Genomic DNA, 18,026 nt, shown 5'->3' with positions numbered 1-18,026 from the left:
TAAATTTACAGGCGTTCGGGCTATGTCGCACCTCGTCCGAGATACAAGGAGGGCCTAAATTGGGCTATAAAGTCGTCGTTGCTGGCGCCACGGGTAATGTGGGCCGCGAAATGCTGAATATTCTCGCCGAGCGCGAGTTCCCTGCCGATGAGGTTGTTGCTCTGGCGTCGCGCCGGAGCCTTGGTACTGAAGTCAGCTATGGCGACAAGACACTCAAATGTAAGGACATCGAGGGGTTCGACTTCTCGGGTTATGACATTGCGCTCTTCGCCATCGGCTCGGATGCAACCAAGCAATATGCGCCGATCGCGGCGAAAGCCGGTTGTGTTGTCATCGATAACTCCTCGCTCTACCGCTATGATCCGGAGATCCCGCTGGTCGTGCCGGAAGTGAACCCCGAGGCGGTTGACGGCTACACCAAGAAGAACATCATCGCGAACCCGAATTGCTCGACTGCACAGATGGTCGTGGCGCTCAAGCCGCTGCATGACCGCGCCAAGATCAAGCGCGTTGTCGTCTCGACCTACCAGTCGGTGTCCGGCTCGGGCAAGGAAGGCATCGACGAGCTGTGGGACCAGACCAAGGGCCTCTACGTCCCCGGTCAGGAAAAAGAGCCGAAGAAATTCACCAAGCAGATCGCCTTCAACGTGATTCCGCATATCGACGTCTTCATGGAAGACGGTTCGACCAAGGAAGAGTGGAAGATGGTCGCCGAGACCAAGAAGATCGTCGATCCGTCGATCAAGGTTACTGCAACCTGCGTGCGTGTGCCGGTCTTCGTGGGCCACTCGGAATCGCTGAATATCGAGTTCGAGGAATTCCTCGACGAGGATGAAGCCCGTGACATCCTGCGCGAGGCCCCCGGTATTCTGGTGGTCGATAAGCGCGAGGATGGCGGCTATGTCACGCCCGTGGAATGCGTGGGCGATTACGCGACCTTCATCTCGCGCATCCGTCAGGACAGCACGATCGAGAACGGTCTGAACCTATGGTGCGTGTCCGATAACCTGCGTAAGGGTGCGGCGCTCAATGCCGTTCAGATCGCCGAAACGCTGGGTAAACGCTGCCTGAAGAAAGGCTGACCCAGCTTCGATTGAGGTGTCAGAGCGCCCGGGGGAAACCCCGGGCGTTCTGCATTCTGACGGAAACGTCATCGGTCAGGCAGGCCGCGGACTTGCCAGGCGGTGCCTTGCCCCCCACGTTTCACCGTATAGTGAGGGAGGGAAACACATGCGATTGATGATGGCCGGAATGGTCGTGGCTCTGCCGCAGGCGGTATGGGCGCAGGATGTGCTTTATGGCAAGGTGAGCGCTGTGACGCTTTATCCGCAAGGCGCGGAAGTGGTCCGGCAGGTGCGTATTCCGCAAGGCGCGGGGCAGGTGGTGATTGCCGGTCTGCCGCAGAGCATGACACTGGACCGTTTGAGTATTTCGGCGGATCAGGCGCGCCTGAGCGGGGTGCGTCTGGTGGCCGGCAACGGTGCCGATAGTCCGGCGCTTGGCGAGGCGCGGGTGCGGGTCACGCAGCTGACCGAGGCGTTGGCGCAGAAGGAAGACGGGGTCAAGCTGCTGCAGGCCGAGGCCGAGGCCGCGCTGGATCGGGTGGCCTATCTGCGGGGGCTGAACCCGCAGGGGGATGCCCAACAGGCGCTGGATCTGGGCGAGCAAATCGAGGCACGGGCGCTGGTGGCGCGCCGCAATGCGGTCGAGGCGCAGGCCCGCGCCCGTCAGGCCGAAGCGGCGCTCGATCCCGACCGTCGCGCGCTGGCAGAAGCCAGAGCCGATCTCTCTGATCTGGAGGCAAAATCACAGACCGAGAAGCATCTGGAGGCGACCGCAACCGGCGAAGGCGTGCTGACGCTCACGAGCTTTGTCGAGGATGCGGGCTGGGCGCCGGTTTATGATATGCGGCTTGATCGCGAGGCGAAGCAGATCGATCTGACGCGGCTCGTTTCGGTGCATCAATCCAGCGGCGAGGACTGGAGCGGTGTCGACCTGACGCTTTCGACAGCGCGTCCGAATGACCGGATGGATCCGACCGAACTCTGGCCGGATTTGCGACAGATCGGCACTGAAGGGCCTGTCCTGCGCTCGATGGGGGCGGCTGCGCCGATGGCGGAAAGTGCCGCGATGCTGAAGAGCGACCAGCTCGATCCGCAGATGGAAGGGGTGTCTCTGGTCTATCACCTGCCCGAGGCGGTGGATATCCGTGACGGCGCCGAGGCCCTGCGTCTGCGGATGCAGGATGAGCGCCTCGCCTCCGATATCTGGGCCGAGGCCGTACCCTCGCGTGACGAGACCGCCTATCTGGTCGCGGAGGCGACGAATAACGGCGAGGAGCCGATTCTGCCGGGTCGGGCCACGCTCTATGTCGATGGTGCGCTGGTGGGGCAGAGTGATCTGCCGATGACGATGCCGGGTGAGAAGATCACCACAGGCTTCGGCGCGCTCGATGGCGTCACGCTCTCGAATGACGTCACCCGCCAGACCGGTGATCGGGGTGTCATCTCGCGCCGGAACGCGCGCGAGGAGATCACGCGGATGACGGTCGAGAACCATACCGGTCAGGACTGGCCGCTGCGGGTCGTGGGGCAGGTCCCCTATTCCGAGCAGGACGATCTCAAGATCGACTGGACGGCGGAGCCTGCGCCTTCTGAAACCGATCTCGATGACCGGACGGGAGTGCTTGGCTGGCGGTTCGACTTGCCCGCGAAGGCAAGTCGGGAGATCACGGTCACGACGCGATTCGAGTGGCCAGAAGATCAGGTTCTTCGCTGACCGGTTTACGCCGCGAGCGGAACATGGCGCCGCTCAGAACCTCCCTGAGCTCATCGACAGATGATTTCGGGGGGGCTTCTGGCACGGAGACCAGTTTAGGCTTTTCAATCTCTGCGCGAGGTTTCTTGCGCAGAGAATGGAAGACCAGAGCGTGGCTTTCGTCCTCTTCCACGGTTTCGGTTGCAGGCGCAGATACGGGCTCGGCCGCCTCCGTCTCGATCTCCGGCATGGGTGCTGCGGCCTTTTGCAGGGGCGCCTTCACCGTTGCGGCAACAGGCTCCGGCGCCTTTTCCGGCACCAGGCCGGGGAAGGGCGACTGGTAGCGGCGCGTCAGCTCGCCCTGATTCTGGCCAATGTCATGAAGCGTGCACAGGAAATCGTTGGACGGGAACTCATGCAGTGCCACGCGGCCTTCGCCATCATGACGTAACACATAGCCCAGACTGCGCAATTGCGCCTGAAGGTCGAGCCAACCGTCTGCAAGATCAAAACACTGGGTAAGCGACGCCTGCTTGCGCAGGCGTTCGGTCACTGATGCGGCCTCTTGCGAAAGAGAAGCCAAGAGCGCGCCACGGATGATATCCGCGGGGGCTTTAGCCTGAGCGCGCGCAGAGAGTTCGATCTGACGGATCATCTCGGCGGGCAGGCGAAGGGTGACGAGGTGTGATGCAATCTGGGTCATGTCGCCAGATTGCATCCCTATCCTTAATCGCGAGTTAAGCGCGCTTAGTCTTTTTTATTAAAATCGCTTCAAACGTTCTCGAAGCCATTCGTGTTGGGGTTGTATTGGCACAGATTGCCGCTGCCGATGTCATGCCACAGTCCGTGCAGCGTCATCTGACCCGATTCGACGGCCGAGGTGACGAAGGGGAACGTCATCAGGTTCTCGAGGCTGACCATGACGGCTTCCTTTTCGAGCGCCGTGATTCGTTCCTCTTCGGGCAGATCCTTGACCCGCTCGAAACCCGGACGCAGCAGGTTCAGCCACGCGCCGACGAAGGAGGTCTTCTCCTCGAGTTCGGGGGCATGCCCCGTGCACATGGAATTGCAGCCTGCGACACCGCCGCATTTGGAGTGACCCAGCACGATCAGATGCGAGACTTTGAGCGCCTGCACGGCATATTCTACCGCCGCCGAGGTGCCGTGATGTTCGCCATCGAGCTCGTAGGGCGGCACGAGATTGGCGATATTGCGGTGGATGAAGAACTCGCCCGAATCCGCGCCGAAGATCGAGGTGACATGCACGCGCGAATCACAGCACGAGATCACCATCGCACGCGGGCGCTGACCCTCGTCCGCGAGCTTCTTGTACCAGACCGAATTCTCGGAATAGGTGGTGGCTTTCCAGCCGTGGAAGCGTTGAACCAGTGTAGGCGGCAACAGTTTTACACGTTCCCTCATGATCATCCCCTATATGATTTGCACCTACTTAGACCTGAAAAAACCGGAGTTCGAGCAAAATTCCCGTAATTAGGCAGAGTTTTTCCTATTTATGAAATCATTTCTTGAGACCTATGCGCCAAGGTGAACGCGACCGTGGGGGTCGTTGGGGGCAGGCTTTACCTGCCGTGAAGGGGTCATGGGAGCCATGCGTGTGTTTGCATGGCCGTTACGATGTGACCCGACGCAATGCGGAGGGTGCCAGTTTGGCAAATGTTATGAAGTTGCGCTGCAATGAGTCGGTGCGGATTGAACAGGCCCGGATCGTCGCGCTCTATGCCCAGTTGGGACAGCAGGCGGCAGAACGGTTGATGGCCAGCGCAATCGAGGATCTCGCGATGCACATGGTCGCGATTGATGCTGCTGTCCAGAAAAACGAGCTGGACGCCTTCGACGAGGCCGTGACCGCGCTGATTCCGCTGGCTCGTCAGGTGGGGATGACCAAGCTCGAACAGGTCACGCGCGATCTGCGCGACTGTATGCGCCGGAAGGATATGGTGGCCACGCGGGCTGTCCTGTCGCGGCTGATGCGGATCGGTGACCGCTCCCTGAGCGAGGTCTGGGATCTGGAAGATATGAGCATCTGAGATGCTTTCGCAAAGCCGCGTGATCGGGTGGTGGTGCATGCGGGCTACCCCTTGCGGGTGGCGTGCAGCAGACTAGGCTAGGGATCAACTCAAATGATCCGGAAAGTCAGATGTCCTTGCCTATCTTGCCCGACCGCCCTGCCATGCGTTTTGCCACAGCCGATGCGCCATTGCCGCTTTATGTGACCGAAGGGCCGCTGCCCGAGGCGCTGACGCCGGCACAGGCCGCTTGGGCCAGGGCGCAGGGTTTCAGCGGGGCGCTGGGGCAGGTCTGTGTGCTGCCCTCCGCAGAGGGCGGTATCGCTGCGGCGCTCTTTGGTTGGGGCAGTAATGCCACGCGGGCCCGTAGCCGGTTCCCTCTGGCGCGCGCCGCTCATGCGCTGCCCGAAGGGGTCTGGTCCATCACGGGGCTTGCGGAGGACCAGCTGGAAGAGGCGGCCCTCGGCTGGCTTCTGGCGAGCTATGCCTATGATCTCTATGCCAAAGCCCCGGTTCCCAAGGCGCGGCTCGTCTGTCCCGCAGGGGTGGATGCGGCGCGCCTCGAGGCGATTGCCGCAGGCGAGGCGCTGACCCGTGATCTGATCAACACGCCCGCCAATGATATGGGGCCAGCCGAGCTCGAGCGCGCGATCAAGGATCTCGCCGATTGCCACGGTGCCGAGATCAACTCCATCGTGGGCGAGAAGCTTCTCGAGAAGGGGTTCCCGCTCGTCTACACGGTAGGTCAGGCCAGTCCGCGCGCGCCGCGTCTGGTGGAAATGCGCTGGGGCAGCGAGGGGCCGGAGCTGACGCTTGTCGGCAAGGGCGTCTGCTTTGATACCGGTGGTCTGAACCTCAAACCCGGTAGCTCGATGGGGTTGATGAAGAAGGATATGGGCGGCGCGGCCACCGTGCTGGGGCTTGCGCATATGATTATGGCGCTGAAACTGCCGCTGCGCTTGCGGGTGCTGGTGCCTGCGGTCGAGAATGCGGTGTCGGGGGATGCGTTCCGTCCGCAGGATATCTATACCTCCCGCAAGGGGCTGACGGTCGAGATCAATAATACCGATGCCGAGGGGCGTCTGGTTCTGGCCGATGCGCTGGCCTATGCCGATGAGGAAAGCCCCGATCTGATCCTGTGCATGGCCACGCTGACCGGTGCGGCCCGTGTGGCGCTGGGGCCGGATGTGCCGCCCTTCTATACCGATGACGAGGCGCTGGCCGCGGCACTGGCGGGAGCGGCCAAGCAGGTCGCCGATCCGCTTTGGCGGATGCCGTTCTGGGAACCCTACGAGGAGAAGATCGAACCGGGGATCGCCGATATCGACAATGCGCCCGCAGGCGGCATGGCAGGCTCGATCACGGCGGCGCTATTCCTGCGGCGCTTCGTGACCGAAACCGAGCGGTTTGCCCATTTCGATATCTATGGCTGGCAGCCCTCCGCGATGCCGGGCCGTCCGAAGGGCGGGGTGGGTCAGGGCGCGCGCGCCATTCTGGCCAGCTTGCCGGATGTGCTGGGGCTCGGCGCATGACCCCTGCCGGATGTGACCCGCTGGCGGGGCGTGACCGGCGGCTGACGCCCTATTCGGGATCGGTCGCCCTGCGCAGCCTTACGGGGGAGGTCGAGGCGATCAGCTTTACCGACGGGCGGCCCGCGCGGGTGGTCGTGCCGGTGGTCGATCTGTGCGATGCGCCCGAGGGCGCGCGCGACCGGCAGCTTCTGTTCGGAGCTTCGGTGACCGTGGTCGACGAGCGTGCCGGTTGGGCCTTCGTGCAGGCCGAGGCCGATGGCTATTGCGGCTGGGTCGGGCTGCCTGCTCTGGGGGAGGCCAGGGCCGCCACCCATATCGTGCGGGCGCCCGCGACCCATATCTATTGCGAGGCCTCCATCAAGCGTGGCGAGGTCATGGCGCTGTCGATGGGGGCGACGCTGACGGTTCTGCGCGAGGAGGGACCGTTTGCGGTGACCGAGGAGGGGTTCGTGCCCCGACCGCATCTGCGCCCGCTGGACCAACCGGAAAGCGACCCTGCCACTGTGGCCGAGCGCCTGCTGGGGGCGCCCTATCTCTGGGGCGGCAACGGTTATGACGGGATCGATTGTTCGGGGTTGGTGCAGGCGGCGTTTGCGGGCTGCGGGATTGCCTGTCCGGGCGATAGCGACCTGCAATGGAAAAGCTTCGGTCAGGAGCTTCTGGACGAGACTCCGATCCAGCGTGGCGATCTGCTCTTCTGGAAGGGGCATGTGGCGATGGCGGTGAGCGAGACGCAGCTGGTCCATGCCAACGGCCATGCGATGGCGGTAAGCCACGAGCCGATCCGGGAGACGATGGCGCGGATCGAAGCTGCGGGCGAGGGGGCCTATCTCGGGCGCAAGCGGCGCCTGTAATTCAGTCGATCGGGCGGATCAGCTTGCGCTCAAGCACTTGCAGCACCTGCGCAAGGTCGTGACCGCGCTTGAGGATCCGCCCGTCCATCCCGATAACCGAATACATCCCCTGTTTGTTGCGCAGGGCGGGACGTTTCTCTATCCGGTAGATCGGAAATTCCGCCGCCCGCCGGAACACCGAGAAAATCGCGACATCCCTGAGGAAGCTCATCCCGTAATCGCGCCATTCGCCCGCGGCGACCATGCGCCCGTAGACGGACAGGATCACCGAAAGCTCGCGGCGGTCAAAGGCGATTTGGGGCGTGCCTCCCGGAAGAGGCGGCATATTCTGCACTGTCATGGACCCAGCCTGCCACTAGTTTGAATTTTACGCAATCGTCACGCCAAAAGGAACGCGAGCTGCGAACAGCATCGTGAACAGGCCCTAAACGGCCTTAATCAATTCACGGTTTAGCCGTGATCCAAACGTGAAATGACCTTAATCCTCCCCACATGCCGCCCTGATCTGCTGTCAGAAATAGCGATAGCGAAAGCAAACGCTCTGCTCCGGTGTCGCACGCAACAGCCCCCACCCAGTCGGCGATGCCGGAGCAGTTTTCCCCATAGCGATGACACCGGATGCGATGAAAGCTCTCAGCTTTTGCGTGGGTGATGGACCGATTGTGATGTCGCCCTCGCGCAGGGGTGAGCTATCTTGATCTCACGGGATTTCAGCAAAGGAGCGGATATGCACCATTACATCAAAGCCCCTGTCGCCATTCTTACAGTGATCGGATCGGTTGCGATTGCCAATGCCGATGCGGCCGACCCCACCGTGAAAGCGTGGCAGGACGGCATGCACGAGCTGCGCCAGTCCAGCAATATCCTCGGGGACATGGCCAAGAAGAAATCCGATTTCAATGCCGATATCGCGGGCTCGGCCGCGCAGGCGATGCAGGAAGAGGCCAAGAAGCTGCCGGAGCTGTTCAAGACTAAGGCCGAGGATCCCGAATCGGATGCCAAATCCGGTATTTGGGACAATTGGGAGGAATTTACCTCGCACGCCAAGGATCTGGAGATGGCCGCCGCCGATATGGATACGTCCAGCCTCGCGGGCGTGCAGGCGGGCATGAAAGCCGTAGGCGGCGCCTGTGCGGCCTGCCACAAGGAATTCAAGGACTGAAACGCGAAACGGCCCCGGAGGTCCGGGGCCGCTTTTCTAGCCGCAAAGCAGTGCGGTGATGGTGCCCGCCGCATCCGTTTGGATCCTTAGCCGCTCGGGACGGAAATCCATCGTCTGCAGACTGCCGGGAGCCTCGACGCGGTGCGATTCAGGCCAGTCGGCCTGATCGAAGCGCGCAAGCGGCGCACCGATGCGGTCCTGCAACCGGTCCGCCCCGCATTGCGCGGGCGGCAGATCACCGGGCGCCTCTGGCTGTGGCGCGGGGCTCTGACAGGCCGTCAGCGCCAGAAGCCCTGCGATCCCCCAGAGGGTATTGCGGCGCATCAGCCGCAATCCACGTTATAGACATTGCCCATCTCGTCGAGGCGGAACACTATCCGGTGGGGCTGGTAGATCTGGTCCTCGACCCCGCGCCAGCGGACGACGCGATATTTCTTGTCGCCCAGCGGCAGGCCGGCGATGGCGCTTTCGGGCTGGCCCAGAATATAGGAATATTCCTTGGCTCCGCACAGGTCGGGCTCGCGCTCGTTCAGGCCGTCTGCGGTATCGGCTGCGCCAATCATCGCTTGTGCTGATTCGGGCAGAATGGGGGTCGGGGCCAGCTCTTGCTGCGAAGGCTGGCAGGCAGCCAGTAGGGCAATGGCTGCGAAGGCGTAAACTCGGGTCAACATGTCGCTCTCTTGCTTGTGTTTGATCGCATTGTGCCTCAGGTTCGGACAAAATTCCATATGACGGAGAAGTCCGATGAGAACCCGTGCTGCAGTTGCACTAGAAGCAGGTAAGCCCTTGGAAATCATGGAGGTCGAACTCGACGCTCCGAAGAAGGGCGAGGTGCTGATCGAAATCAAGGCCACGGGGCTTTGTCACACGGATGCCTTCACGCTGTCGGGCGCGGACCCCGAGGGGCTTTTCCCGTCGATTCTCGGCCATGAGGGTGCAGGGGTCGTGATCGAGGTGGGCGAGGGTGTCACCACGCTGAAACCCGGCGATCATGTGATCCCGCTCTACACGCCCGAATGCCGTGAATGCCCCTCCTGCCGCTCGGGCAAGACCAACCTGTGCACCGCGATCCGCAACACCCAGGGTCAGGGCCTGATGCCCGATGGCACCACGCGCTTCCATATGCTCGATGGCACGCCGATCTATCACTATATGGGCTGCTCGACCTTCGCCAACCACACCGTGATGCCCGAGATCGCGCTGGCCAAGGTGCGTGAGGACGCGCCTTTCGAGAAGATCTGCTATATCGGCTGCGGCGTGACCACCGGCATCGGTGCCGTGATCAATACCGCGGGCGTCGAGATCGGCTCGACCGCGGCGGTATTTGGCTTGGGCGGGATCGGTCTGAACGTCATTCAGGGTCTGCGGATGGCCGGGGCCGATATGATCATCGGTGTCGATCTGAATGACGACAAAGCCGAGATGGCGAAGAAATTCGGCATGACCCATTTCGTGAACCCCTCGAAGATCGAAGGCAGCGTGGTGCAAGAGATCGTGAACCTCACCAAGAAGGGCGATGACCAGATCGGCGGCGTGGATTACTCCTTCGATGCGACGGGCAACGTGAAGGTCATGCGTGATGCTCTGGAATGCTCGCATCGCGGCTGGGGGGTGTCGGTGATCATCGGCGTGGCACCGGCAGGCGCCGAGATCTCGACCCGTCCGTTCCAGCTGGTCACGGGCCGCGTCTGGAAGGGCACCGCCTTCGGGGGCGCCAAGGGCCGGACCGATGTCCCGAAATTCGTCGACTGGTATATGGATGGCAAGATCGAGATCGATCCGATGATCACCCATGAGCTGGCGCTCGAGGAGATCAATCACGGCTTCGACCTGATGCATGAGGGCAAATCGATCCGCGCGGTCGTGAAATATTGACGCCGGTCTATCTGGCAGACGGGGAGGGGGCGCTCGCGCCCCCTCTTTGCGTTTCACGCAAATTCACCCCCTGAGGATATTTTGGGGACGCTGGAAGGATCAGCCGCCCAGATAGGCGCGCAAGGCGGCAGGAGGGTCGGCCAGCAGCGCGCCCGTGTCTTGCGGGGCTTCGGCGCGGCCATCGGCCACAAGGATGGTCTGCGGGCAGATCGCTTTGGCATCCTCGGGGTCATGGGTAACCATAAGAAGGGTGAAGCGGTGCTCTGCCGCAAGGGTGCGGGTCAGGGCCAGCATTTCGGATTTCAGGGCAGGACCCAAGGCCGAGAAGGCCTCGTCGAGCAGCAGGAGCGGGCGGTTGCGCAAGAGTGCACGGGCCAGCGCTGCGCGGCTTTGCTGGCCGCCTGACAGCTCGGCGGGCCTGCGCGGACCGAGCCCCGCAAGCCCCGTGGCCTCGAGCACGGTTTCGATCCGCGCCCGGTCTGCGGCCGAGAGGTTCAGCCGCGGGGAGATGCCGAGACCGAGATTTTGCGCGATGGTGAGATGGGGAAAGAGGTTCTGGTCCTGAAAGAGGATCGAGAGCGGGCGTTTGCCCGTGGGCTGGGCGACCAGATCCTGCCCCTGCCAGAGGATACGCCCGCTTTCGAGAGGGAATAGCCCCGCGATGGCGGCCAGCAGGGTGGATTTGCCCGCCCCCGACGGTCCGATCAGCGCCGTATGCTGGCCTGCCCCGATGGTGAGGTCGGCGCACAGGCTCCAGTCGTCCTGATGCAGGGTGATGTTATCGAGGGCCAGCATGATGTCCGATCCGGTCGAAAAGGGCGAAAAGCCCGAAGGTGAGGGTAAGAAGCAGGGTCGCGGCGGCGGCGGCCTGATCGAGGCGGTAGCTGCCCATCAGCTGGAAGATGGCCAAGGGCAGGGTGCGGGTCTGGCCATCGGAAAACAGCGTGATCACGCCGAGATCCCCCATCGAGAAAGCACAGGCAAGCCCCGCCGAAAAGCCCAGAGGGCGGGCGAGGCGCGGCAGGGTAAGGAACCGCAGCTTGGCTGCGCCGCCCATATCGAGCGATGTGGCGAGTCGGTCGTAATCGGCCTGAAGCGCGTGGATCTCGGGCAGGAGGAGGCGTGTGACGAAAGGCAGCGACAGGGTTGCGTTGACCACCAGCGTGACGGGGATCAGGAGGCTGGTGGGGGCGGCAAAGGGCTGGATCATCAGGAACAGCCCCGTGCCCAGCACCAGACCGGAGGCCGCAAGCGGCAGCATGGCAGCACCTTCCGTCCAGCGGTGGCGTGGTGCGTGAAGGGCGAGCGTCATTGCGAGCGTCAGCGTCAGTGCCGTGGACCCCAGCGCGATGGTGAGCGAGGTCAGCGCGGCCTGCCAGACCATGGGCGGCATCGTGGCCAGCGCGGGCAGCCCGCGCCAGAGGATCAGCGCGATGGGCAGGAGAAGGAACAGGGCCGAGGCCGCGATGATGGCCGCATCGGCCCATTGCGCCAGCCGGGTCGAGGGGGCGAAGAGGGCGGGCCGGTCGAGCCCTGCGCCGAAGGCCGCGGGGGCCGAGAGCTTTGCCCCTATGCCCACGGCCATCAGGCACAGGGCCACCTGCACCAGCGCGAGGCTGGCGGCGCGGCCTGTGTCATAGTCGAAACGGAAAGCCTGATAGATGGCCAGTTCGACCGTCGTGGCCGAGGGGCCACCGCCCAAAGTCAGTGCCACCGCAAAACTGCCCAGACAGACGAGGAAGATCGCCACGAACGCGCCGGGCAGGGTGGCGCGCAGCATCGGGCGTTCGAGATGGCGCCACATCGCGGCCCCGTCGAAATCGAGCGTGGCGGCAAGGCGCAGGCGCTCGGCGGGGATCGATTGCCAGCCCTGCAGCACCATGCGGGTCGCAAGCGGCAGGTTGAAGAACACATGGGCCAGAATGACCCCATGCGGGCCATAGATGGTGAGCGTGGGCAGGCCAATCCCTCCGAGCGCCTGATTGAGGAGCCCGCTGCGGCCGAAGACCGCCAGCAGCCCCAGAATGGCCGCGATCACCGGCAGGATGAAGGGCGCGCCGAGCGCGGTGATCAGCACAGTGCGCCCGACAAACCGCCGTCGCGCCAGCGCCCGCGCCAGCGGCACGGCCAGCGCACAGGAGATCAGCGCCGAGAGCGCCGCCTGCCAGAGGGTGAACCAGAGCGCTTGCAGGTCCGATCCGCGCAAAGCAGTGAGACCGCCCCCATGGAGGGCGGTCGCAAGGATTGGCCCGAGCACCAGAAGCACTGGCACCAGAGCCGCGCAAAGGGCGATCAGCGGAAGGCGGCGAGCCATTCGTCAAGCGCGGGCTGGCGCAGGGCCTCGGCCTCGTCTTCGCTGTAGAAGATGGTCTTTGCAGGGCGGGGCAGGTCCGCGAATTCCTTGGGCAGGAAGCCGTCCTTGATGATGGCGGGATAGGACCAGTTCGCGGTGGCGATCATTCCCTGGAAATCATCCGAGAGCACATAATCCATGAAATCCTGCGCCAGTTCGGGATGTTTCGAGCTTTTCAGCTGGGCCACCAGCTCGGCCATGAAATAATGGCCCTCGGGGAAGATGGCGGCGGCCTTGGTATCATCATTCTCGGCGATGATGTGATAGGCGGGGGAGGTGGTGTAGCTCAGCACCATATCCACCTCGCCATCGGTAAAGAGACCATAGCTCTCCGACCAGCCGGGCGTCACGGTCAGCACCTTGGGCTTCAGCTTGGCCCAAGCCTCGGGGGCCTTATCGCCATAGACGGCCTTCACCCATAGCAGCAGCGCGAGCCCCGACACGGAGGAGCGCGGGTCCTGAATGGCGATTTTCAGATCATCGGGGGCGTTGAGCAGATCATCGAATGATTTCGGCGGGGTCTTCAGCTTGGTCTTGTCGTAGATGAAGGCGGTTTCCGACCAGTTGAAGGGGACGAAGGTATCATCGGTCCATTTGATCGGCAGGGTCAGGCGCGAATTATCCTCGTTCGAGGGCGCAAAGAGGCCGGTCTTGCGGGCGCGGGCGGTCTGGTCGGTATTGAGCCCGATCACCACATCCGCCTTGGTGTTCTTGCCCTCCAGCATGATGCGCGAGAGCACATCGCCCGCCACGAATTGCAGATCGCAGCCGCATTGCGCCTCGAAGCCTTTTTCGATCTGCGGGCCGGGGCCCCATTCCGAGGTGAAATAATCGGGCGCATAGACGGTCAGGACGGGTGTGTCCTCGGCCTGTGCGGTGGTTGCCATGCCTGCCAGAAAGGCCAAGCCAATAAGGGATCTTCTCATCTGTGCTCCTCCAGATCCGCAGGAAAGGAGGGCGCAATGGGTGCGTCCCGTGACCTTCCCTCCGCCGGTGCTAACCGGTTCAGGTTCGACGGGTTCGCCAAAGGCATCTCAGCCGGATCACCGGCACCCCGAGGTTATGGGCCAGATATATTGCACGGGGCGCGTTCTCAGACAAGGTGTCGCGGGCGCGCCCCCCGTGCCGCGGTGTCAGTGCGGGCGGGCGTATTCGGCCAGCTCTGCCTCGGCGGCGGGGTCGATGCCCAGATCGTCATCGGCGGTGCCGGCAAGCGGGTTCTCGTAGGTCGCCATATCCAGCTGCCCCTCGGTCTTGGCCACGATTGTGGTGACCACAGCATCACCTGTGATGTTCACCGCAGTGCGGATCATATCCATCAGGCGGTCGACGCCCAAGATCAGCGCGATGCCCTCGATCGGCAGGCCGACCTGACCCAGCACCATGGTCAGCATCACCAGACCCACACCCGGCACACCGGCGGTGCCGATGGAGGCCAGAACGGCCATGGCGATCACCGTCAGATAGCCGCCGAGCCCCAGATCGATGCCATAGACATTGGCAAGGAACACCGTGGCCACCCCCTGCATGATCGCGGTGCCGTCCATGTTGATGGTGGCGCCGAAGGGAATGCAGAAGGAGGCGACCGAGTTCTTGGCGCCCATGCGTTCCGTCACGCAGCGTAGCGTCACGGGGATGGTGGCATTGGAGGAGGCGGTCGAGAAGGCGAAGATCTGCGCGGGGCGGATCTTCTTCATGAAGGTGATGGGATTAAGCCCCGAGAAGACCTTGAGGATGATCATCAGCGTGACAAACAGATGCAGGAACAGCGCCCCCGTCAGGGTCAACACATAGGTCAGCACCGGCAGGAACAGGTCGATCCCCTGTTCGGCGAAGGTTTTGGTGATCAGGCAGAAAACGCCGATGGGGGCGAAGGCCATGACGATGGAGACGATCTTCATCATCACCTCGTTCATATATTCACAACCCGCGACGAAGGCCTTGGATTTCTCGCCCAGCATGAGGACGGCCACGCCAAGGATGATCGTATAGAAGATGATCTGCAGCATCTCGCCGCTGGCGAAGGCCTGCACCGGATTGGTCGGCACGATCCCTGCGAATACATCCCAGACCGAGGGGGCTTCCTTGGCGGTGACGCCCGACGTGTCCACGCCCTCCATGGTGAACCCGTTGCCCGGCCCCACGAGTTTGGCGATGAGGATCGCGATGGCGATCGCGATGGCGGTGGTCATGATATAGAGCCCGAAACTCTTGCCCCCCACGCGGCCCAGCACGCGGATATCGCCGATCCCCGTGACCCCGCAGATCAGCGAGAAGAACACCAGAGGCACGACAAGCATCTTCAGCGCATTGACGAACATCTTGCCGATCATCGCCAGAAGGCCGCCGGTAATATAGGTCGAGATAAAATCCGAGCCGATCTGGTTGAAAATCACACCCAATACGATGCCCGCTCCCATAGCGGTCATAATCTGTGTCGTCAGCGACATGCGTTTGCTGGCCATGCGCCTGATCTCCCTGTTGTGATGGGTCCAGTGTGGCGCGCGGCTCCCGTTCCGCGAGCGCCGAGTGACCCGTGAGCCTGCCTATCATGCGGGGTAACGCACAGATTGCCTAGAGGGGAAGCAGTTGCTACATCGGTGCCAGCCTTTTATGCAGGCTGGAATCGGGCTTTGATGCCCCCAAACCGGATCTGGCGCGTAATCAGGGAGCTGCCCCATGTCGTATAATACTTTCGGACATCTGTTCCGCGTCACCACTTGGGGCGAGAGCCACGGTCCCGCGCTCGGGGCCACCGTCGATGGCTGCCCCCCGGGTATCGAGATTTCGGAAGAATTCATTCAGGTCTTTCTCGACCGTCGCCGTCCGGGGCAGTCGAAAGAGACCACCCAGCGCAAGGAAGCCGATGCCGTGCGCATCCTTTCGGGCGTTTTCGAGGGGAAAACCACCGGCACACCGATCCAGCTGATGATCGAGAATACCGACCAGCGCTCCAAGGATTATGGCGAGATCGCGCGCCAGTTCCGTCCCGGTCACGCCGATCTGGCCTATTTCCAGAAATACGGCATCCGTGATTACCGCGGCGGCGGACGTTCTTCGGCGCGCGAGACGGCGGCACGGGTCGCGGCAGGCGGTGTGGCGCAGGCCGTGCTGCGCCAGCTGGTGCCCGAGCTGAAGATCACCGGATACATGGTGCAGATGGGGGTGAAGCACATCAACCGCGCCCGTTTCGACGAGACCCAGATCCTGAAGAATCCCTTCTTCATCCCCGATGCGGATGTGGTCGATGAATGGGCGGATTACCTGCAGGCGATCCGCAAGCAGCATTCCTCGGTCGGTGCCAAGATCGAGGTTACGGCCACGGGCGTGCCTGCAGGGCTCGGCGCGCCGATCTATGCCAAGATGGACACCGATCTGGCAGCGGCGATGATGTCGATCAACGCCGTGAAGGGCGTCGAGATCGGCGAGGGCATGGACGCGGCCAATCTGACCGGTATCGAGAATGCCGACGAGATCGTGATGGGCGAGAACGGGCCGGAATATCTGACCAACCATGCGGGCGGTATCCTTGGCGGGATCACCACCGGACAGCCGGTTATCGTGCGCTTCTCGGTCAAGCCGACCTCGTCGATCCTGACACCGCGCCAGTCTATCAACCTTGATGGCGAGGCCGTGGAAGTGGTGACCAAAGGCCGCCATGACCCCTGCGTGGGCATCCGCGCGGTGCCGGTGGCCGAGGCGATGGCCGCGTGCGTCATTCTCGACCATCTGCTGATGGATCGCGGTCAGACCGGTGGCCTGCGCGGTCGGATCGGCCGCTAGCATTTGCCCGGGACGCGGGCGCCTCGGTTCGCGCGAACCGAGGCTTTAGGTGCTGCAGAGCATGCTGTTTCGGGTGGCCGACTGACCGGATGTGCCACAGAAGAAGGCGGTTATCCGCAAGCAGGGCGAATCTGCATGCGATTCGTGTCTGTCTTGCGGATGTGCACGGAAAGTAACCTTGCACATGGATCCCCTTTCCCCTCTAAACCGTTCTGTCTATATTGACGGAAAAAGGGTGTCCCATGTCGAATTCCTGTAAAGCGCCAGCTAAGGACGCATGTATCCGCCGCGGACGCAAGTTCGATCAGGTGCTGGAAGGCGCGCGCAAGGTGTTCCTGCGCGACGGGTTCGAGGGGGCTTCGGTCGATGACATCGCGCGCGAGGCGGGCGTCTCCAAGGCGACGCTTTATAGTTACGTGTCGGACAAACGGCTGCTCTTTCTTGTGTTTGCCCAGCAGGAATGCGCGATGCAGGCACAAGCCTCCATGTCTCCTGTAGAGGCGATGGATGCGCCGATCCGCGATGTCCTGACCAGTGCAGCGGAGGAGTTGACCGCCTATATGTTTTCCGATTTCGGCCGCGATATCTTCCGCGTCTGCGTTGCCGAGGCGGACCGTTTCCCCGAGGTCGGGCGGCGGTTTTATGAAACCGGTCATGTCGTCGTGTGCGAAAAGCTGGCGGGGCTGATGCGCCGCGGGGTCGAGCGGGGCGAGCTGGCGATAGAGGATTTCGACTTTGCAGCAGAGCAGTTTCTGGAACTGTGCAAAGCCAATCTCCATGCCAAGATCGTATTCGGCTGCCCCGAGGCGATCTCGGAAGCAGGCCGGCAGCGCACGATCAAAGAGGCGGTCGAGATGTTTCTCGCCCGCTACGGCACCGCTTGCCGGTGCCGCGAGACGTAATCAGGCGCGATCGCGCACCTGCAGGCTGTTGCCCTCGCCCTTTTTCACCTCGAAGCGCCCCGTCTGGCGCAGGAGATCCGACAGCTTTGCCGCGCCATAGGTGCGGGTATCGAAATCGGGATTGGCCTGCATGATGAACTGGCCGATCTGGCCTAGCGAATACCACTCCTCTTCCAGCCCGATCCGTTTCATGGCGGCAGCCACCAGCGGAATGGCCTCCTTGGCACCCGGTTTCTCGGGACGGGCAGGGCGCGGCGCGGCCTCGGCCTGCGGGTCTGCGGGTTGTTCCGGCTCGGGCGTGGTCTCGCCCAGATTCTCCACATAGATGAAGCGTTTGCAGGCATTGCGGAAGGCTTCGGGCGTCTTTTTCTCGCCGATGCCGAACACATCGAGCCCCTGTTCGCGGATTCGCTGTGCAAGGCGGGTGAAATCGCTATCGGACGAGACCAGCACAAAGCCATCGAACCGTCCCGAATGCAGGAAATCCATCGCCGCGATCACCAGCGCGATATCGGAGGCGTTCTTGCCCTTGGTATTGGCGAATTGCTGGTCGGCCACGAGGCCCAGCGTATTGGCCTTCTTGGCCCAGCCGCCCAGACGCTGGGCGGACCAGTCGCCATAGATACGGCGGACGCTGGCCTCACCCAGCCCCGAGATCTCCTCGAAGATCGCCTCGGCATGGGTGGCGGGCATGTTATCGGCGTCGATCAGGACACACAGGCGGGCGGTTCGTTGGTTCTCGGGCATGGCATCCTCTTTTGACCTACCCTATCGCATCCGT

Annotated in this window: 19 protein-coding genes and 1 riboswitch; of the genes, 9 read left to right on the top strand and 10 right to left on the bottom strand. The window is 62.7% G+C overall.

Translation table 11 applies throughout. The features are described from left to right. The first annotated feature begins 59 nt into the window (after nucleotides 1-59). Together ABEB22_RS03735 and ABEB22_RS03730 are read left to right on the top strand one after the other, a co-directional pair. Nucleotides 60-1,082: an aspartate-semialdehyde dehydrogenase gene (locus ABEB22_RS03735; RefSeq protein WP_350936371.1), complete on the top strand. Its 1,023-nt coding sequence runs from the start codon at nucleotides 60-62 to the stop codon at nucleotides 1,080-1,082. 148 nt (nucleotides 1,083-1,230) lie between these two features. Then, nucleotides 1,231-2,778, top strand: a complete 1,548-nt coding sequence (locus ABEB22_RS03730) for a DUF4139 domain-containing protein (protein WP_350936369.1) — start codon at nucleotides 1,231-1,233, stop codon at nucleotides 2,776-2,778. On the opposite strand, the gene ABEB22_RS03725 is transcribed toward ABEB22_RS03730, so the two are convergent. Both ABEB22_RS03725 and ABEB22_RS03720 read right to left on the bottom strand, forming a co-directional pair. After that, nucleotides 2,735-3,460 (bottom strand): hypothetical protein, encoded by a 726-nt coding sequence (locus ABEB22_RS03725; protein WP_406870851.1) that lies wholly within the window; start codon nucleotides 3,458-3,460, stop codon nucleotides 2,735-2,737. The genes ABEB22_RS03730 and ABEB22_RS03725 overlap by 44 nt on opposite strands. A 68-nt stretch (nucleotides 3,461-3,528) precedes the next feature. Continuing rightward, the gene (locus ABEB22_RS03720) at nucleotides 3,529-4,179 is read right to left on the bottom strand and encodes a carbonic anhydrase (protein ID WP_350936364.1); all 651 of its coding nucleotides are present in this window, start codon (nucleotides 4,177-4,179) and stop codon (nucleotides 3,529-3,531) included. 245 nt (nucleotides 4,180-4,424) lie between these two features. Between ABEB22_RS03720 and ABEB22_RS03715 the strand changes: the two genes are divergently transcribed. The 3 genes from ABEB22_RS03715 (at nucleotide 4,425) to ABEB22_RS03705 (ending at nucleotide 7,170) form a co-directional block, all read left to right on the top strand. Next, a complete protein-coding gene (locus ABEB22_RS03715) occupies nucleotides 4,425-4,805 on the top strand; it encodes a hypothetical protein (RefSeq protein WP_339114198.1) in 381 nt (126 codons plus the stop codon). Between the two features lie 110 nt (nucleotides 4,806-4,915). Beyond that, nucleotides 4,916-6,316: a leucyl aminopeptidase family protein gene (locus ABEB22_RS03710; RefSeq protein WP_406870850.1), complete on the top strand. Its 1,401-nt coding sequence runs from the start codon at nucleotides 4,916-4,918 to the stop codon at nucleotides 6,314-6,316. Beyond that, nucleotides 6,313-7,170: a C40 family peptidase gene (locus ABEB22_RS03705; RefSeq protein WP_406870849.1), complete on the top strand. Its 858-nt coding sequence runs from the start codon at nucleotides 6,313-6,315 to the stop codon at nucleotides 7,168-7,170. The genes ABEB22_RS03710 and ABEB22_RS03705 overlap by 4 nt, the downstream gene beginning before the upstream one ends. A 1-nt stretch (nucleotide 7,171) precedes the next feature. Here the strand turns inward: ABEB22_RS03705 and ABEB22_RS03700 are convergent, their stop codons facing one another. Then, nucleotides 7,172-7,510, bottom strand: a complete 339-nt coding sequence (locus ABEB22_RS03700) for a DUF2794 domain-containing protein (protein WP_339114201.1) — start codon at nucleotides 7,508-7,510, stop codon at nucleotides 7,172-7,174. 387 nt (nucleotides 7,511-7,897) lie between these two features. Here ABEB22_RS03700 and ABEB22_RS03695 point away from each other — a divergent pair, with 387 nt between their 5' ends. Beyond that, a complete protein-coding gene (locus ABEB22_RS03695; RefSeq protein WP_339114202.1) occupies nucleotides 7,898-8,332 on the top strand; it encodes a cytochrome c in 435 nt (144 codons plus the stop codon). Between the two features lie 36 nt (nucleotides 8,333-8,368). On the opposite strand, the gene ABEB22_RS03690 is transcribed toward ABEB22_RS03695, so the two are convergent. Together ABEB22_RS03690 and ABEB22_RS03685 are read right to left on the bottom strand one after the other, a co-directional pair. Continuing rightward, nucleotides 8,369-8,656, bottom strand: coding sequence for an I78 family peptidase inhibitor (locus ABEB22_RS03690; RefSeq protein WP_350936355.1), 288 nt, complete (start codon nucleotides 8,654-8,656; stop codon nucleotides 8,369-8,371). Then, the gene (locus ABEB22_RS03685; RefSeq protein ID WP_339114204.1) at nucleotides 8,656-9,003 is read right to left on the bottom strand and encodes a hypothetical protein; all 348 of its coding nucleotides are present in this window, start codon (nucleotides 9,001-9,003) and stop codon (nucleotides 8,656-8,658) included. The genes ABEB22_RS03690 and ABEB22_RS03685 overlap by 1 nt, the downstream gene beginning before the upstream one ends. A 73-nt stretch (nucleotides 9,004-9,076) precedes the next feature. On the opposite strand from ABEB22_RS03685, the gene ABEB22_RS03680 reads away from it, so the two are divergent. Next, a complete protein-coding gene (locus tag ABEB22_RS03680) occupies nucleotides 9,077-10,207 on the top strand; it encodes an S-(hydroxymethyl)glutathione dehydrogenase/class III alcohol dehydrogenase (protein ID WP_339114205.1) in 1,131 nt (376 codons plus the stop codon). A gap of 99 nt (nucleotides 10,208-10,306) precedes the next feature. On the opposite strand, the gene ABEB22_RS03675 is transcribed toward ABEB22_RS03680, so the two are convergent. The 4 genes from ABEB22_RS03675 to ABEB22_RS03660 all read right to left on the bottom strand — a co-directional run bounded on the left by ABEB22_RS03675 (nucleotide 10,307) and on the right by ABEB22_RS03660 (nucleotide 15,025). Continuing rightward, nucleotides 10,307-11,002 carry an ATP-binding cassette domain-containing protein gene (locus ABEB22_RS03675; protein ID WP_406870848.1) on the bottom strand — a complete coding sequence of 232 codons (696 nt, stop codon included), beginning with the start codon at nucleotides 11,000-11,002 and terminating at the stop codon, nucleotides 10,307-10,309. Further along, on the bottom strand, nucleotides 10,986-12,521 hold the full coding sequence (locus ABEB22_RS03670; protein WP_406870847.1) for a thiamine/thiamine pyrophosphate ABC transporter permease ThiP: 1,536 nt from the start codon (nucleotides 12,519-12,521) through the stop codon (nucleotides 10,986-10,988). Before ABEB22_RS03670 ends, ABEB22_RS03675 begins: the two co-directional genes overlap by 17 nt. Next, nucleotides 12,500-13,486 (bottom strand): thiamine ABC transporter substrate binding subunit, encoded by a 987-nt coding sequence (gene thiB, locus ABEB22_RS03665; RefSeq protein ID WP_406870846.1) that lies wholly within the window; start codon nucleotides 13,484-13,486, stop codon nucleotides 12,500-12,502. Before thiB ends, ABEB22_RS03670 begins: the two co-directional genes overlap by 22 nt. A 39-nt stretch (nucleotides 13,487-13,525) precedes the next feature. Continuing rightward, nucleotides 13,526-13,627, bottom strand: a riboswitch (TPP riboswitch). Nucleotides 13,628-13,693: 66 nt separating this feature from the next. Continuing rightward, nucleotides 13,694-15,025 (bottom strand): dicarboxylate/amino acid:cation symporter, encoded by a 1,332-nt coding sequence (locus ABEB22_RS03660; RefSeq protein ID WP_406870845.1) that lies wholly within the window; start codon nucleotides 15,023-15,025, stop codon nucleotides 13,694-13,696. Between the two features lie 214 nt (nucleotides 15,026-15,239). Here ABEB22_RS03660 and aroC point away from each other — a divergent pair, with 214 nt between their 5' ends. Together aroC and ABEB22_RS03650 are read left to right on the top strand one after the other, a co-directional pair. After that, nucleotides 15,240-16,343, top strand: coding sequence for a chorismate synthase (gene aroC / locus ABEB22_RS03655; protein WP_406870844.1), 1,104 nt, complete (start codon nucleotides 15,240-15,242; stop codon nucleotides 16,341-16,343). 242 nt (nucleotides 16,344-16,585) lie between these two features. Continuing rightward, complete coding sequence (locus ABEB22_RS03650; protein ID WP_339114211.1) at nucleotides 16,586-17,245, top strand: TetR/AcrR family transcriptional regulator; 660 nt, start codon at nucleotides 16,586-16,588, stop codon at nucleotides 17,243-17,245. Here the strand turns inward: ABEB22_RS03650 and ABEB22_RS03645 are convergent, their stop codons facing one another. Then, nucleotides 17,246-17,992, bottom strand: a complete 747-nt coding sequence (locus ABEB22_RS03645; protein ID WP_339114212.1) for an NYN domain-containing protein — start codon at nucleotides 17,990-17,992, stop codon at nucleotides 17,246-17,248. Between the last annotated feature and the right edge of the window lie 34 nt (nucleotides 17,993-18,026).

Origin of the sequence: Thioclava sp. 'Guangxiensis' (assembly GCF_045348365.1) — a bacterium.
Classification (GTDB): Bacteria; Pseudomonadota; Alphaproteobacteria; order Rhodobacterales; family Rhodobacteraceae; genus Thioclava; species Thioclava kandeliae.
Note: the sequence above shows the minus strand (reverse complement) of the source record. Positions and strands in the feature narration are given on the sequence as shown.